This is a genomic window from Pedobacter sp. WC2501 (assembly GCF_052682415.1).
Genome location: NZ_JBQZFI010000001.1, coordinates 1,275,106 through 1,292,338, shown reverse-complemented (window position 1 = coordinate 1,292,338; position 17,233 = coordinate 1,275,106). Strand labels below are relative to the sequence as shown.

Here is a 17,233-nt window from a genome sequence, read left to right as displayed (position 1 = left end):
TCATCACCGATCATCTTTAGGATAATGGATTGGCATGGTTCTTTGGCACTTCTGCCATTGATTTCCAATCCTCTCCGTAATCCTGCTGCATCTCCAGATCTAATTTTTTACCCTCAGGGCTTTCTTCGCCATATTTTTTTAATATGATCGATGCGGTATAAGCCATCGAACTTTGTCGCCGCTTTTCTATCGGCATTTTCTTTGCAATTTCTAAACACTTCAAATAATAGCCCATTGCTTTTGAAGAGCCAGTTATTTTACTTTCAGAAAGCTGGCCCAGCAACCGGGTACATTCCATTGCGATAAAATTGTTCTCAATTAACTCAGCGATTTTAATCGCCTTTTCAAAATACCTTTTGGCTTCCTCCTTACCCGAGTGTGCCAAAAGGAAACTACCATAGCTCATGTGGATATGCGCGCTTAACAGCGAGCTTTCTCCGGCGCGGGCCAGGGCCAATTCGTATTGTTGCCGTGCTTCTGCTTTCTTGCTTTTTACAGCTAAGCTTTGCGCCAGCATAATCCTTGCTGCAACCACCGCTTCATGTAATCCCTGTTTTTGTGCAATTACGATTGCCCGCTCCAAAACGGCATTTGCCTGTTCATGTTTGCCTTTGCTTAAATAATTACTGGCGGTTAGTATCTGCTGCTGGTAATCGGCTTCGGGATCGTTCTTTTCGCGGTTGGTATGCGCCGCAGCATTTTGCATCAACTGGTTCACATCAATATTGATCCTGAATTCGGTTCCCTGTTTTAATTTTTTTAAAGTACGGTGTGTATGGTGCTCCGTATAAACCAGCTTAATATTTTGATTATTTGCCGCTTTAATACAATTGCACCATTCGTTAATCCATTCAGAAAGCCCGGAAACATCATTAATGCTTGTAGGCGCCAGCTGAACATATATTTTTTTCAACTTTAAATCAGGATAAAGGTTACAGAGCCTTTCCATAGCAATAACAGGCACATAAGCGTCGGTTTTATACGCTTCGTTTTCACCTGCATCTACATCCCAAACGATCCCTTTACCAATATCTTTCTGCCATAAATCAAAGATCTCTTTCCACTCTTTAACCAAACTTTTACCGTAATCATTTACGCTTTGAAATTCCTGGTAATGGAGCAGAAACATGTCATCAGTCCTGCTTTCTTCTGTTAACTGATATTTAAAGTAAGCCTCAAATAAATTTACCTCATGCCGCTCACCCAGGCAAAGAAAAAGCGTTTCTGATGGATGTTTCCTTACTACTTGCTGCCATTGTTTATCTATTTTAAATAATTCGAGTTGTACCGGATTCATTGAGCTTTAATGTCAAAATTAGTTTAGATTGATCGTTCCACTGCGGATATTCGTTTCGCTTTCGCCCCCAACATTAATCGTTTTCGAAGCCAGGTTAGCCTCGTTTTCTCCACTCATTGAAAGTGTTTTCGTACCAATGTCTAAAGTTTGAGCTTCTATACCAATGCCAGAGGTTGGTGTACCATCTTCCGGCCCCACACCAATGCCAATACTGGTTTTGGCAGAGTTTCCGATGTTCTCGCCAAGTGTTAAAATATCTTTTCCTTTGATGATAATCTTACCGGTTTTATCCATAAAAATGCTGCTTTCGCCACATTTGATCAGAATCGATTCTTTGGTTTCGAAAACGGCTTTACCCGCACCATCCAACTCTATAAAATTGCTGTCTTTATCCTTCATAACCATACCTGCCCCATCATCCATGGTCAGGGTATGCCCGCTTTTTGAGGTTAAACTTTTGCTGTTGTTGCTGGCACTGCCACCACTTCCGCTTTTGCCGTGAAATACCGAGCCCAGTACAATCGGACGTGCAATGTTTCCTTCTTCAAAGGTTAGCGCTACCTGGTCGCCAATCTCCGGAATAAATACAAAGCCCCTATTTTTACTCACTTTATCGCTACTTCCGGCATCCGGTGTAATTACCCGTAGCCACTCCGTTACATCATTGGTTTTGCATTCCCATTTAAATTTCACTTTAATACGGCCCTGGCCTTGCGGATCGGCATTATCAACCACATCTGCCAATTGCATATCAGGGCTTGGCTTAGTGTAGTTTTTAACCGAAAGCCGTTCTGTTGTGGCTACCACGCCTTCGAAAGTATTGTAATATTTTCCAGTACCATCAATATCGTGATTGATAGTAGTGATCAGGAATTTTCCCAGACTCTCCGTAGAAAATGAAAGTTCCTTTCTGATACTCATGGTAATTTCGGCAATACTGCCAATACCCAAAGCAGCATTATCGCCACTGGCATTTACCTTCAAAAGGTTGCTGATGTGTGCTTTTTCTTCGTTCTGCACATGGCTTTTAATATCATTACTATTATCCACACGGATAAGTGCAGGTTGGTTAAATGTTTTGCTGTACATGGTGTTTGATACCTGTATGGCATGGGCCAGGTCTGGTGATCCATCACTAGCGCCACTACTTTCGCTCTGCAACATTTCGTCCTGTTTGGGATTATAGGCAAAACGTTTATTTTTAATCGGCGCAATTTCCATGGCATACTGCAGGTTTTGCACGTCGCGGCCATAAATAAGGGCAACTTCTTTCTGATCGTCAGGCTTACCGAAATTCAGTTGTTTACCATCATAATAAAACCATTCGTGGTATTCGCCCGAAAGTCTGTTCAGGAAATCAAAATCACTTTCGCGATATTGAATCAGGTAATCAATAGGTTCTTTTCTGGCCGCGTTGGCTACGATTTTAATATCATTAGAAGGCACATCTGAAGTGGCAAGATTTACAATGCTATTTAAATCTTTATCAAGATAAGAGCCTAAATCTGGCCCCCGATCAATCAAAATTGTTGGGCTATACCCACTCACGATTAACACACCATGATAACCATGGCTTTGTGCCAGTTCTACCTTAGTTACCAAACCGACAAACTCTTGTAAATTGCCCGCATCATAACCGAAGGAAGCGGTAAGGCTTTTCCCTACAAAATCGCGACTATCATTTAAGCTGATCATTCCAGGCAATCCCATCTGATCATGGTTAAACCGCAGCTCAAAATAATGATGGGCATTAAAAGCCTGCTTTAAGCTGAAGGAGGCAAAATGGGTAATTGCCTTATCTTCTATATTTATTTCGGTGATTAATTTCTTTTCCATATCAACTCAATAATAGTTTATGACTACCTGAACATTCCATCGCGAAACGTTAAAACGTTTCTTTTTCCATTAAAAACAGCTCCGTTTGTTGTTTCGTTAACTTCGGGATAGCTGATGGTTTTATCTTTAGGATTATATTTCATGGCCAATTGGGCCGTAAGTTTTTCTTTATCCTCACCTTCTTTAAGATCGGTAGAGGCAAACAATTGTGTTTTAACTACCTTCCCAAGTTTGAACAATGGCTTTTCAATGCTAAATTCTGAATGATTAATTACTAATGTATGGCTTACACTATAGGGTTCAGTTCCACTCATTTGGCCATAGCCCGTAAAGAGATATGTTTTTTGAGGAGCGGTGTCTAAGCTGTATATATGTTCAAAAAATGGAGTTGGGCTCCCTTCATCGTCTTTGTCTTTATAAAGGTTGTTAAATGAGATTGCGGTAAGTACATTATTTTCGTTTTTATACTGAACAATATTCTGTACGTGCCACATAGAGCCCGAATAAGGTGAAAGCCAGTAAAAAACTTTAAGATTTTTATCGTCGGCAATTAATACATTAATTTCGTATGCTTTTAACGAAGCAAAATCATTTTCAAAAGCATTTGGCTTCTCGAGCGCGCTGATGAATGCTTTGATAAAAATTTCTTCAGCTTTGGTATCGCCATCATTGAGGTAACTCTCTCTTGAAGCAACCATTTTAGCTGCCAATTTTTCAAGCGAGTCTGTTTCGGTATTCTTTGTGCTTTTATTATCCTGTATTACAGAATCGGCCGGGTATGCTGTACTTTGTCTTTTATCTTCATGTTTTGCACCACATGAAAAAAACAGGAATACCAAAGAAAAAAATAAAATGCCAGCTATTTTCATATTATTGCCTTGGTATATTAATTAATCCCCTATTTTCCATAGCCTTTAAAATAACGGCTGTCCCGATTTGTTTATTTACATAATCGAGGCTAAAAACATGATCTCTAGGGAAACCGCCTTTAGTATAAAGGTTAGAGCCACCCCACAGATATGGCGAATTGATGTTATTATTTTGATAGGCCTTCGCTATGCCATTATATTGCTCTAAGCGAAGCAAAACCTTCGGCAACGACCAAACTGTTTCCTTATCCAAACCGCGTAATTTTAAAGCGTCAACAGCACTTTCTTCAAAGGTAAATGGTGGACCATGACTAATTTTTGGCCGGTTTGCGGGGTGCTGCCTGGTAAAACCACTTAGTGGATCGCCATTGTGCAGGTGTTTGGTAAAATCGGAGTTGCTTTCCCTGTAATGTACGCAGGCAATAAAATACCATGGTATACCAGTTGTTTCAGAGAAAAGACCCGTATCTGAAAATGAACTGTTAAAAAAGCTATTTGCAATTTTTGGATTCTTTTTAAGAAAGCTATCTTCCGGTTCGGTTAGAAAGCAGGCATTTCGATAAGTATATTCAGTTAAATTAAGCAGTTTATTTCTTACCGCCTGATATCTTGATTTATGATTTAAGATTTTATCATCAATAATCCGGTTGATCTCTGCAGATTTTAACGGAGCAATTGTACAGGAATTGAACAGGTTTATGTATTCTAAATCGGTAGCCATAGGTAGCTCTTTTTATCATGCCACAAAAACAAAAAAATCGTTATTAGTGCCAGCTTAGCCGGAAACTAATAACGATTTAAATCGGATTAAGCTTTTGGCCAATCGTTTTCGTGTTCTGCATTGCCCAGTTTTAGTTTACGGGCAGATACCACAAAATTTAAAGTCATCGGTGTATTGTCGTTTACTGCAATACCCTCGCTATATTGAATGATATAGGCATCTTCAAAAGTAAGTTCCTTCATCTTTGCATCTTCTTCGCCTTTTTTGAAGGTAATGCTACCAGCCTGAGGCTTGTACTGATTATTAACCATTGATTCTATCACTGAAGTATCTTCAGTTGATTCGATTTCGATGTGGATGGTACCACCATAAACACCTGACGATGGACGGCCTTTTGCGTCAACATCTCTATTTAATGAAAAGCTGCACTGTAGTACATCAAATTCTTTTGATCCTAAGTTTAAACGGGTTTTGAATGCCATTGTAGTAAAGTTTTAATGTGAAAGATAAATTAATTGCGAGGAGCTTGGCGCTAAGCGCATAGGGGTTGGCGTTTATTTGCCTTACACCCTAAACCTTACACCTTCTACCTCTCTCTAGGCTTTTGGCCAATCGTTAACATGCTCTGCGCTGCCTAATTTAAGCTTGCGGGCTGAAATCTGGAACTTGAGCGTCATCGCGTGATCGCCAACAATGTTGATCCCTTCGGAATATTTAACAATGTAGCCATCCTCGAAGTTAACTTCTTTCATTTTGGCATCTTCTTCCGATTTTTTGATCAGAAGGGTTCCTGTAATAGGTTTGTACTGGTTGTTTACCATCGCCTCGATTATTGAGGTGTCTTCAGTTGATTCGATCTCAATGTCGATGGTACCGCCGTAAACTCCGGAAGAGGGTCTTCCTTTAGCATCTACATCACGGTTTAACGCATAGGCACAATGAAGTACATCGTACTCCTTGCCTGAAAAGTTTAATCTAGCTTTGAAAGCCATAGTTTTAAAATTTAAAGGTTAAATAATTGGATTTTTCGTAGCCTCCGCTACATTAACTATAAACCAAATATTAAGCCAATTATTGTGTATCTCACTCATATATAACGAGTAACAGAGTCGATAAAACTTAAAAATATTGGTTCACGCTACAGGAAACGCAGATTATTGTGAAGAAAAAAAGTGTATTTTTTTTTCAAAACAAATTTCCGTCTTATTTTTACTACATGCAATAGGGCAAAGTATTGTAGCATTTTAGGGCAAGTTGTTACTTTTTGCAACATAATTTAAGACAGCTACTCATTATGGCTTAAGCTGTGCAACGTTATTGCTAAATAGGAATTGAACCTCGTTTTTGCCTAACACTGTTCAAATCGCATACATTAAGCGCACTGTTGTAATATATTCTCTATTGTTCATACTTCCACATGTTTTCCATATCTATTTTTCGGATGGTAAATTCTTTTTCTTCCTGTTTAAAAACCAGTCTGCGGTTACTTAAATCTTCATTCATTCGCAAAACGACCTCGATAGGCTTTGTAGCATCTACCTGCTTGAATAAATTAAATATTTCTTCCTCGTCGAAATATTTAATTTGAAAAACAGTTTGAGCTTTTGATTTATTCTCAAAAATAAAATCGATTAATCTTGGTACCGCCCTTGGTTTAAAAGTGTTATTTATTACTGTTTCGTTAAATAAAGTTTCTTCTTCCCCATTAAACATTTCGATTCCCACATTAATTAGTTTATGATTTGGAATTTCTATACGGGCACGCCAGTCGTATTTTTTTCTGTATGTATCCCAAATACCATATTGAATCCCACCTTTCTTTAGGTTTTCATAGGCTTGTGGAACAGATTTGGATACATCAAAATATTCTTCCAGTGTAAGGCTGGGGTTTGATGGCACAACATCCTTTATTGCTAAGTTTGTTTCTGTTGCCTGGAAACGAGCTACTTCTATTTGTTGGTCATCGCCATAAACCCAGACTATTACAAGTCCACCTGGTGCACAGCCAACGGTTATCAAAGAATAATTTGAAGGGGCTGAACCATTGCCTCGCCAATCTATGGTTCCTTTTTCAAAGAGTTTTTTTATTTTATCAATTGGCATATCCCAACTGCCTGTATAAAATTTTTTTTCCAGAAACGATGTCCAGGTTATGCTCAATTTTACAGGTAATGCCTTTAAATCTTCACCTTGTGAATGTAAAGGGCCTGCATAGCCCCAACCTGTATGATTTATTCCTGAGGTAGGTATATAGACACTTTTTCCATCTTCTAAAGCAAAACTGCCGTTACAGATATTCGTTGGGTACAATTCTGGCGCACTAGATGTTGGAAGCCATTCGTATTTGACCATCATAGGTTTGTTTTTACAAGAGATTAATATTATAGCGAATAACAGTAAACAGTTAATTATTTTTTTCATATTTATTTTGGTATTGACGTAGGCTAACTAAATCCGAAGCATCAAAAAATAAAAACACATAAATTAGCAACAGATTTCGACCTATTCTTTTTAGTGGTATTACGGTTTCTATTAAAAGAATGAAAATCAGCAGATAAAATAAGTACAACGAAATTAAGCCAAGATCATAAGTCTGTCTTTGATAATTAATTTCAACAAATGCAAAGTAAAAGATTAAGTATGGAACCAGTAAAACTTATAACCCTAAAAGATAATAAGGCTTTGACATAATTATTGGTTTAGGTTATTGCTTTGTTTGTACAGCTCATTATTGGTTTCGCGAAGGAAATCCAGATAGCTGAGGTTACCTGACTTATGTTTTTTATATTCAAGAAAGGCTTCGTAATAACCAAATGACCCACCTATTCTGGAAGATAACAAAGCTTCCTCCCCCTTACCTACTCCATCTATAAAACCTGTTTTTTTGCCTTCACCATTTAATCTGGATAACAATAAATAAGTAGTTCCATTGCTATTGGAGATAAAAACCCTTGCCCTTTCTTCGGTATCTTTCCCATCATCAAACACAAGCTTAAACTGGGTTTTATTTTTCAACAGGTAAGCTAAAGTTTTTTCGAAAGCATCAGGGCTAAACAGATTCAATGTATAACCCTGAAAAGTACTTCCTTCGTTTTTAGAAAAAAAGCGAACCAAAAATTCAGAGCTCGAAGCGGATTTAGGTGCAACACCACCACCAAAGCTGATACTTTTATCTGCATCGGGAACATAAGAAGTATATTGCACCTCCTGTGTTCCTATACCTGCACCTGAATTTGATAGTTTTAAAGCTTTTAGATCATCACCTTTAATTGGCAATGATAATTTTTCTAAATCAAGATTCTGACCATGACAAGACTGGAATAAAAATAGGCTACACATCAAAAAAATAAAGTTTAACTTTTTCATTATACAATTATTAACTATTGGGTTTATAAATAAAAAACTCTGCCGATCTTCCTTGTTTTATTTGAAATATATCTATAGACTTATCAGTATGAAAATCGGTCCAGATCGATAAACATCTAACTTGCTTTGCGTATTGGTGCGGAGCGCTTTTGGCGTTCCAATACATCACCACTATTACCATCCAGTATACAAACGTGCTGTACACGATCTCCGGCCGGCAAATCTTCAATCCAGGTTATAGTCCAGACATTTTTTTTAAACCGGCCACTAAAACCCCGCTGTAAGTTGCCATCCTGATGAAAATCGACATCATTCTTTTTACCAAACGCAATCACATTGCTCAGGGTAAATTTATAACCCAAATCCTTATCTACTGCTTTGGTCAGGTTGCCCTTCTCATCGTAATATTTCCAGATGCCCACTTCAAGTTCGATCGAAAAAAATTTATTGTATTCATGAATGTTTCCATTGTTATAATAAGAAATCAACTCATTAAACCCATCTTTATGTTCAATCCGTTCTACAAAAAGCTCAGCCGCCTTGCGGTTAAAAGGCTCTGCATCTACATTGGGCTTAGGAATATAATATTCACTTAGATAAGATCCATCTGCCAATGTCCTTCCCTCATAGTCCGGATTTGCGATCATCCGCTTTTCGTAATTGTCAACATCAAACTTTCTCTTTTGTGGTTCTTTTTCCTGTACAGTTTTAATTTTTTTATTTGGTATAGTATCCTGTTGCTTTACCTGTCCCGACTCGGTTTGCTGGCACGAACATGCCAAAACTAAGAGCCAGAGCATCAAATTTATTTGAATAACTTTTATAACATTTCCCATAACTGCTCACATTGCCACTTATATAACTGCTTGGCTTTTATTGCAGTTTTACCGTAATAATCCATAATGTTATCTGTTGTAAATTCTTTAAATATATTTACTGTCATATGCTTTAGTGTGTTATATAAATTTGGAGTTACAATAATTGTAATCACCATTTGCTTTTTTCGGGGTCTCGTAATAGCCCATGATGTTTTTATACCACACATCACCTTTATTTAAGGAATCACCAAGCCTGACCAATCGAAACCAAATTCGCCATTGTATTTGCTATGTGGATGAAAATGCAAAAGACACTTTGGTTCTATTTCCAGTAATGTTGGCGTATAACTTTATGCTATAGTCATCTGATAATTTCGAGTTTATCGCTACCTTCGGGTTTATGCAGATAAAAGGTGTGTGATTTGGGCATTATATTTTTAGCAGTCTTAGAAATCAGCGAAGAATATCCGAAAGTAAGTGTATCTGCACACACTAAAGTTACCACTCTCCCATTTCCAAAAAATTTTAACGCTGCCTTCTTACATGGATATATAAAATTTCTTTTCTCAACGGCATAATCGCTCATATTCTTTGTAAGCTGATTTTCAATTTCCTTATTCCAGGGTTTTGATGCTGCTTCTTCATAAATTGTATTTCTAACTAATGAAAGAAATTTATTTTGATTTCCTTCTTCCAATACTTTTTTGTAATTGTCATAAAACTCATCAACTTCTCTACGGATATTTGGATCATTGATTAATTTTTTACTTTTACTCCAACCCTCAATTTTCCAATTAATGTCTTTAGCATCCACTTCAAATGAAGTTTTATATTCTGAATATGGCATAGGTTTCTCTAATTGAGGTGTTTTATATACTAATGTTTCCCACTTATATTCGTTTCCTTTCTCTTTAGCATTTAACTGATCTAGCATAGTCATCGGCTCTTTGTTTTTTGTAATATCTATTTTAACAAAGGAGTTCTTAGAAAGAGATGAGACAAAAAGGTTATCCTCTTTTTTTGCAGGAAACATTCTTATTGTTATTTCCTGTTTTCCAGGCTTTAGAATATATTGGTTAATATCAACCGTCAAACCCGATCTCTCACCTAATCCAAAAGAAGTAATGATCGGCATATCATTCAATAATATTTCGTACGAACAATCTAAATGCTCATACTTTAGTTTAAACAACACGCCTTCTTTTTGATATTCTATTTTTAATGAATCACCATTCAGTTCACCATGCTGTGCTGTACAATTCGAAAAAAAGAGTAATAAATTGAGTAATAATAAATATGTAACTTTCATCTAGATAAATTTAATTCAAGATTATTCATGCTATTGCTCCTGCCAATAATAAAGTTTGGGAAACGTTAAATTGTTGCGTCCTTGCCATTTGGGAAACACGTAACCTTTGGGAAGCGAATATTTAGAAAAGTCATATTTTTTGGTTTCATTATTCAACTTCGGAGCCCTGAATTTCATAATCATATCTTTGTGGTTTTTTCCTTGGATCATCACATTCCCAAAAACACAATCCTGCCCAGGAATTTCTTTATCCATCTTTATTAAAATTCTATCATAACTGTAGCTTTTTAACGTTGATTTAGATATAAATTTTTCACTAAAATCATTCGGGAGCACAATTTCTGCCTTATACCATTGCTCGTCATCTTCTGAAATCCATTGGATAGAAAAATGAACGGGCAATTTGTTTTTTACTTTACTGTTTGAAGGCGTATAATTTGCTTTTTGTTTCAGCATTACGAGCGTATTATTCTCTTGATTATAACCAATTGTTGTTCCATCCTTAGAATACCCTGTAATCCCAAAACTGTAATTTTTATCTTCTTCACTACTAAATCCAATATTATAATTATATTCTTTCTCACCCACTTCCCAAACATGATAGGGAATGCCGTGCAGTTTAATGTAACTTAATATGTCTTTTGCTTCATCGCCTGTAGATGTCCATATGGTAATACCCCTGTTAGGATCGTCCTTGCGCATGATATCTATTGCTTTGGCCTTAAATTTGGCTATCTCAGTTTTTATAAGGCCAGCTTTCATCCATAAGGTTACATTGCCACCGGGAGCCATTCCGGTTACGATTAGGCTATAGTTTTCCATATTCCCTAAGGGATCTCTTACTTTACTTTTAAACAGTGATAGCATTTTTTCCTTCGGTAATTTAAAACCTCCTTCATATTCAATCAGGTCAAAACTACAATCCCATTTTACAAAAACACTATCTGGTACTGGCTTAAAATCATCGCCACTAGTAAAACCGCCACTAGTTTCGCCCCAGCCCGGATTTATACCTACTGTTGAAGATGCGCCCGCAAGATTTACGTCCTTATAGAAGTAGCTTACAGACGGATCGCCGGCTATATAGTTTTTAGGTGCAGAAAAGCCGGCATCCCAATTAAACTTTTCTTTGGATTGGCAACTTGCCAACATTGCAAATAAAAGCAAAAAGCTATTTAGGCTGATAAATTTCTCTTTCATAGGTAACAGTTTCGTTTGCGTAAATCATTTCGTATATAATTATCGCACCATTCTCATTTGTACGTTTTCTATAATTTATTTGACCATTACCCTGCTCATCAAAAGTTAATTTGTATTTCAAATTCGTTTCATCTTTAGGAATATAGAGATAGAATCAGGTAAAATCATGTCTACTTGCCTATTTTATGAATATAAGTTGAATTCAAGCATAAAATATCTATGCTATTTTTTTGTTTTCACTTCAAGAAGAGCGCCTTTTTCGTTAAAAATTTTTACACTTTTTTGATTGGAGCGTTCGCAAATAATAGTTTCATTTGAAAATGTTATTTGATCGTATTCTAATGGAATGATAAGTTTCCCTGTCTCATTATCAGCAACCCCTAATTGATCTATTGTTCCGCCATCTGCCTGGCGAATTGGTTTTCCTACAATTATCAGCCTGGGATGGTCCCGCTGTAAAGTATAGGAATTTAGTTCATAATTGGATTTCACTAACCGCTTATTCTTCTTATCTACCCAATACAGGGTATTTGCAGATTCGTTTTCATTTAATGCTACCTGTACATAATTTTTCACAAAATTGTGCTGGCTAATGTCATGATAAATGGGTTTCACCAACCATTTACCACTCCAATCAACAATTCCTTTTTTTTGAGTTTTTGCTTCTTCGCAAATTACATAACCTGTTTCTTTGTACCTGTCCATTTTAAATTTTGGGATAGAATAGGTATGTACACTTTCTACAGACTTATCTTTTTGGGCAATAGAGATAATTATTTTACTTATTGTTGCAGAAAAATAGATTGATTTGGTTACAAATCCTTTAGACTGTGAATCGCTTTGCATAGGTTCGGATTCCAAGAATTTTAGCAGTTCTTTTTCCGAATTAATTTTCCCCTCCGAAATTTTATCTTTAGCTTTTTTTAAAGCTTTTTTCAATTCTTCAAGTTGTTTCATTTGGTGCGTAGACTCAAATGTCTGTGATCCTTTGGTTGTTAAGTATTTGCCATTTTGGTAAAGTGCATTTATTTCTATTTTTTCTGCCAGTGTAGCGGGTACTTTAAAGGTAAATTCATTGTCTTTAAATTCAACAATTTCGATATCGCCCTGATCTGTTTTCATTATTTTTTGGTTTTTTTCCAAATAATAATCCTTTGTATTCGTAAAATTGGTAATTACTTTTGCTTCTATTCCTACTATAGGTTTGGTGTTGCGCTGAAAAAAATATAATCCGCTATTTATCATTTTATCATTTTCAAAATATGGTATTTTCTTTGCGTCTGATTTATTGAGGATTGCGGTTGAAGCATTTTCGTTCGTGCCATCTGCATACATTACCTTTTGAATTTCGAATTTCGGTTTGCGATCTGGATTATGATTAAAATAAAAATTATCAAAACCTAATGATCTAACTAACTTAAATTCATCATAATCTATCAAAAAGAAACTATTTGGAAATCTATTAGTCGTCTCTATTTCCAATGAATCGAAAAATGAGGAACTGTAATTACTTTTATCTTTAAAAGCAGTAATATCTGTACTCAATTCCTTTTCGGGAATGGGCTCCACTGAAATTTTAATAGCATTAAGCTCAATAGCTCTATCTAATTCAGCAATTTTATCGTCTACTTTTTTCTGCAATTCTTTATTTTTTCCATTACAAGCCACTATCAAGAGTAACAGTATTGCGAATAAAAGTTTTTTGATTTTGAGGTTATTAGTTAAGCTATTAATCATTTTTGTTCTTACTTTACAATTTTTGTTTTATAGGAACTGATTTTATATAGGTAAAAACAGTATCTAAATTTAGATTATCCCTTTTATACTTTTTGCGGCAAAAGCACTTGGCCTGGCCGGCTTTATTGTAACAATATATACTATTGTATTACTTCAAATTCGTTTCATTTTTAGGGATATGGTAATAAGGTATTATTTTTATCCTATAAAGATTCGAATTCTGTTTTTGCTTTATTTTCTAATACTTTCGAAAGTATTTGATCCTTTAGGTTTGTGTAATAATATTCCCCAACTTGTTATCCTTCCTTTGGGTGTTTTACTTATCAAAGCAGTCCAGTTTTTATACTTACCATTGGGTATAACCAGTGTAACCAACTTGCCATTTCCATAGATTTTCATTTCATAATTATCAAATTGGTGCATATTTCCAGGGCATAGTTTCAACATTTTTTCTTTGTTGTTTTGATAATCAATTTTTGAATCTTCTGGCGTGGTATAGGTAACAATGTCCAATTCCTCATCTTCTTTTTTACATAATTTAAGGAATTCATCAATTTTTCCCTCATTGAGCAAATCTTTTAAATAAGAAAAATATTCAACTACCTCTTTTTGCAAAATATTTTTATCTATTTTTTTCAAATCTTGACTTTCACTCCAACCTTTTACCCGGTAAGGCAACCCTTTAACATCTACCTCCCAAGTTTGCTCCCAAAAGGTAACTTTTTTTGAAGGGGCATAAAGCTTCAACTCGCTTTTGGCATAGTCTATTTCATTTGAATAGCCTAAAGGAACATCTTTGTTTGGAACAATTTTGGAAAAATAAATGTGCCATCTTGCGGTTTCGTTAAAAATGATATCTTTTGGCGATACCATTTTATCGACGGAATCTTCTTTAGGAAGAAATCTGATTTTTAAGGTATGTTTTCCATTCCCTAATAAGTAAGGATTCAATTCAGTTGTATTACTTATGTTATTTCCATAGTAGAAATCAATAAGTATATCATCCAAATAGAGTTCGTAAGGAGATAGCGCATTAACGTGAACTATATAGCCTATTTTACCTGCTTCTGCATACGTACTCTCTTGTTTATTTATTTTTTCTGAGTTTTTATTAAAATTATTTTTTGATTTTTGCTGGCAATTACAAAAAATCATCAGAATTGAGAATATTGTTAAACTAATTTTCATATGATATCTATATTCAATGGATCTTTAGGGTCTACTATTGAGAATTTATTATCAGGTTCTTCTTCCGGCTCTCCGTCTTCAATTTTAGCATCATCTTTCGCGCTAAATTTAACCAGACCTTGCCGGTCAGTCCATTAAATTTCGGCAAAGCTGGCCATTTATTATTTCTTTTATCAAGGGTTGCCCTAACCTCAAACTCGGCTTTTCCTTCAATACGTGCTTCCGATTCGGCCGAACCAATTCCTTCTATACTTGCATTTATATCAACACCTGCATGGAGATATACTTGTATAGGAATGTAAAATTGAAAACCAACACATGCAACAGAAAAGCTGTTCAATCCCCCAAAAACATTTATACTCTTTTTCTAAGCAAAACAGGGATGTAAAAATTATTTGACTATCCAAGTCTGTAGCTTGCGGATTTAAGGTTATATTTTATAGCGATTTGGGTTCTGTTTTTGCTTGATTTTCTAATACTTTCGGTAGATTTATCATAGTTATTTTTTTATAACCTATCTTCTAAAGGCATATGCCATACCTAAAACATTCAAGTCCTATTATTAAAATGCGATAACGGAGACAAAATTTTAAGTACCTATTTAAGAGAAAGATAAAAAACTACTCCTTTATCATCTAATAATTTCGAATTTATCGCTACCTTCTGGTTTATGAAAATAGAAAGTGTGAGATTTTGGCATCATATTTTTAGCCGTCTTAGAAATCAGCGGAGAATATCCAAAAGTAAGTGTATCTGCACACACTAAAGGTATATTATTACAGGCACGATAAATTCTATCAATTATGCATTAATCCAAAAATATTTAATAAATTAAAACTTTGCGATTAGTTTTTCTTGGTTTTTGGTTAAATTGGCATTATATAGCATTAGCTTTTATTCTATTAAAAGTTTAAATCAGCTTATTGTCAAATATTAAAAAACCTGAAACTCTTCACTTTCGTTGGGTAAGCTAAACCAGAAATCTAACACAATCTGCTCATTGGTTTTATCACTTTCTAAAGCTAAGGCAGAGTTTCCATCAGTTCTTACAAACCTAACTAGCTTTCCATTTCCTCCATAAGATAAAACCCGGCTTTCTGGAAGATCAATTATGCTAAAACCATCATTTATATCATCTAAAATGCTTTTTATACGCTGTTTAGTATCCTGATCACTTAAATACATTGTTTTCGAATTTCTATCTTCAACAACTTTAATGGCATCGATAAGAGGTTTATAATCGCCCTCCTTAGCTTTTTTAATAAGCCTTTGATAGGCCTTAGTTAACGCCGGTGCAATATCTGTTTTTAAGTTCTTGATGTTACGTAAAGTATTCCAACTTTGTAATTCGTATGGGACTTCAGCCATAAAGGTACTCGTATGATAAATAAATGGCTCACCTTCCTTAATAGCTGGCGTTTGATATTTTTCAAAATTTCTCGAGAATATAAATTCACCTGTACCCACTTCATACTCCACCACTTTATAACGTATGTACGCTTCTGCATTATTCTTTTTAGTCCCATTTAATGGATAACCTTTGACCTCGATTTTCTGTAGGCCACTTCCAAAAATAGCTGCGTTAATAGGTATGTCTGTAGCAGTTTGACCATCAACATTCATTGACAGAACTTCGATGTCGTTTACCTTTATTTCGAACTTACATAATAATGCACTAAAATCTAATTGATAATATGGTTGTTTCATCATTTTCTTGCTTAACTGTTTTTGATAAGTATTTATTAAATGCTTGCGGACAGAATTAAGTCGATTATCTTTGATAATTATACTTATAAATGTTCTGTTAAAATTTTCGAAGTTTTTTTTCGCAAAGTTGTATCCATAATCTACAGCATGCGCAGTATCAAGAGTAAACGGTAGATTGCGCTTTATCTTAAGGTTATTAATAACTGTTTTAGCATCTTTATCATTTATTAAGCTGATCAAAAATCCAATAACCTGATTTGGTTTATGTGTTTCCAATAGGTAGATCCTGTTTTGTTCTCCATATTTTTGGAAATCAATAGTAGAATCAGACAACTGCTTACCATTAATCGTGTAGTCATTCAGAGATGACAAGAGATAATAATTGATCCCCCCATGAGTTGTTTTTTCATATCGGCTTAGATCAAAATTCTTTAAACTACCGATATCATCAATTGGTATTAGCTTTCTATTCGTACATCCTATTAAAAAAATAATAAATATATAAAAGATCCTAATATTTAAATTTAGTTGAATATTCACATCTTAACATCTATGTAAACTTTATAGTTACCTTTAATTTAGCTTTTTTTACTACTATTTTAGTAAGTCTGGATACATCATTTTGTAATCATCATATATCGTATTTACGGATTTGCTAGTTGAATTTTCAATACGAAGCCCTCTTTTAACGACCGTAAATTTTGTCTGGAAGTAGTTACGACGGCTAGACTGATCCACAAAAATCCATTTATCGTCCTCCGGAACGTCCCAAAAATATACACTCCCATGTGTTTTATCCGTTTTTGATTTTACACCTTTATACTTTAATTTTAAATAATCCAAAAGCTTTTCCGTGTCTGCTTTATTAGCTGATGAAAAGGTATAGCCTAAATATTTGTTTGTTTTATAATCATCAACATATATCCAAATATTGTTACAATCTGATATAGTTCCACCTGGAAACTGATAGGTAGACGGATTGATGGAACCAATTTTAAACGCATCTAAATTTTTTGAAAAATAGGCTTTTAACCCATATAATCCTGCGGCGTTTTTATTCAATTCACCATGATCTAAAATCGTTTTTGAAATATCCGTATTAAATTTTAAGCTTTCAAGGTTCGTTTGTGATGTGCAGGAGCTGGCTAAGCAGCAGAATAATATAATATAAATTGTCCTTTTCAT

At 35.1% G+C, this 17,233-nt stretch carries 16 protein-coding genes; all 16 read right to left on the bottom strand.

The genetic code is table 11. The annotated features are described in order from the left end of the window. Positions 1-16: 16 nt before the first annotated feature. The 16 genes from ACUN24_RS05560 to ACUN24_RS05485 all read right to left on the bottom strand — a co-directional run bounded on the left by ACUN24_RS05560 (position 17) and on the right by ACUN24_RS05485 (position 17,233). On the bottom strand, positions 17-1,297 hold the full coding sequence (locus ACUN24_RS05560) for a tetratricopeptide repeat protein (RefSeq protein WP_445561604.1): 1,281 nt from the start codon (positions 1,295-1,297) through the stop codon (positions 17-19). 18 nt (positions 1,298-1,315) lie between these two features. Beyond that, on the bottom strand, positions 1,316-3,133 hold the full coding sequence (locus tag ACUN24_RS05555) for a type VI secretion system Vgr family protein (RefSeq protein WP_445561603.1): 1,818 nt from the start codon (positions 3,131-3,133) through the stop codon (positions 1,316-1,318). A 23-nt stretch (positions 3,134-3,156) separates the two neighbouring features. Further along, entirely contained in the window at positions 3,157-4,002 is an 846-nt protein-coding gene (locus ACUN24_RS05550; RefSeq protein ID WP_445561602.1) for a hypothetical protein, read from the bottom strand. 1 nt (position 4,003) lies between these two features. Beyond that, complete coding sequence (locus ACUN24_RS05545) at positions 4,004-4,723, bottom strand: hypothetical protein (protein WP_445561601.1); 720 nt, start codon at positions 4,721-4,723, stop codon at positions 4,004-4,006. An 86-nt stretch (positions 4,724-4,809) separates the two neighbouring features. Continuing rightward, complete coding sequence (gene tssD / locus ACUN24_RS05540) at positions 4,810-5,205, bottom strand: type VI secretion system tube protein TssD (RefSeq protein ID WP_132399601.1); 396 nt, start codon at positions 5,203-5,205, stop codon at positions 4,810-4,812. 114 nt (positions 5,206-5,319) lie between these two features. After that, positions 5,320-5,715 (bottom strand): type VI secretion system tube protein TssD, encoded by a 396-nt coding sequence (gene tssD / locus ACUN24_RS05535; protein WP_121284523.1) that lies wholly within the window; start codon positions 5,713-5,715, stop codon positions 5,320-5,322. A gap of 406 nt (positions 5,716-6,121) precedes the next feature. Beyond that, complete coding sequence (locus ACUN24_RS05530; RefSeq protein ID WP_445561600.1) at positions 6,122-7,078, bottom strand: DUF2931 family protein; 957 nt, start codon at positions 7,076-7,078, stop codon at positions 6,122-6,124. 336 nt (positions 7,079-7,414) lie between these two features. Continuing rightward, positions 7,415-8,089: a hypothetical protein gene (locus tag ACUN24_RS05525; protein ID WP_445561599.1), complete on the bottom strand. Its 675-nt coding sequence runs from the start codon at positions 8,087-8,089 to the stop codon at positions 7,415-7,417. 116 nt (positions 8,090-8,205) lie between these two features. Further along, the gene (locus ACUN24_RS05520; protein ID WP_445561598.1) at positions 8,206-8,889 is read right to left on the bottom strand and encodes a hypothetical protein; all 684 of its coding nucleotides are present in this window, start codon (positions 8,887-8,889) and stop codon (positions 8,206-8,208) included. Between the two features lie 379 nt (positions 8,890-9,268). Beyond that, on the bottom strand, positions 9,269-10,216 hold the full coding sequence (locus tag ACUN24_RS05515; RefSeq protein WP_445561597.1) for a hypothetical protein: 948 nt from the start codon (positions 10,214-10,216) through the stop codon (positions 9,269-9,271). Positions 10,217-10,246: 30 nt separating this feature from the next. Next, entirely contained in the window at positions 10,247-11,416 is a 1,170-nt protein-coding gene (locus ACUN24_RS05510; protein ID WP_445561596.1) for a DUF2931 family protein, read from the bottom strand. 222 nt (positions 11,417-11,638) lie between these two features. Next, a complete protein-coding gene (locus ACUN24_RS05505) occupies positions 11,639-13,153 on the bottom strand; it encodes a WG repeat-containing protein (protein WP_445561595.1) in 1,515 nt (504 codons plus the stop codon). Between the two features lie 231 nt (positions 13,154-13,384). Then, positions 13,385-14,341: a hypothetical protein gene (locus ACUN24_RS05500; protein ID WP_445561594.1), complete on the bottom strand. Its 957-nt coding sequence runs from the start codon at positions 14,339-14,341 to the stop codon at positions 13,385-13,387. Positions 14,342-14,375: 34 nt separating this feature from the next. Further along, positions 14,376-14,681 (bottom strand): hypothetical protein, encoded by a 306-nt coding sequence (locus ACUN24_RS05495; protein WP_445561593.1) that lies wholly within the window; start codon positions 14,679-14,681, stop codon positions 14,376-14,378. Positions 14,682-15,274: 593 nt separating this feature from the next. Then, positions 15,275-16,588, bottom strand: coding sequence for a hypothetical protein (locus tag ACUN24_RS05490; RefSeq protein WP_445561592.1), 1,314 nt, complete (start codon positions 16,586-16,588; stop codon positions 15,275-15,277). A gap of 54 nt (positions 16,589-16,642) precedes the next feature. Further along, positions 16,643-17,233 carry a hypothetical protein gene (locus ACUN24_RS05485; RefSeq protein ID WP_445561591.1) on the bottom strand — a complete coding sequence of 197 codons (591 nt, stop codon included), beginning with the start codon at positions 17,231-17,233 and terminating at the stop codon, positions 16,643-16,645.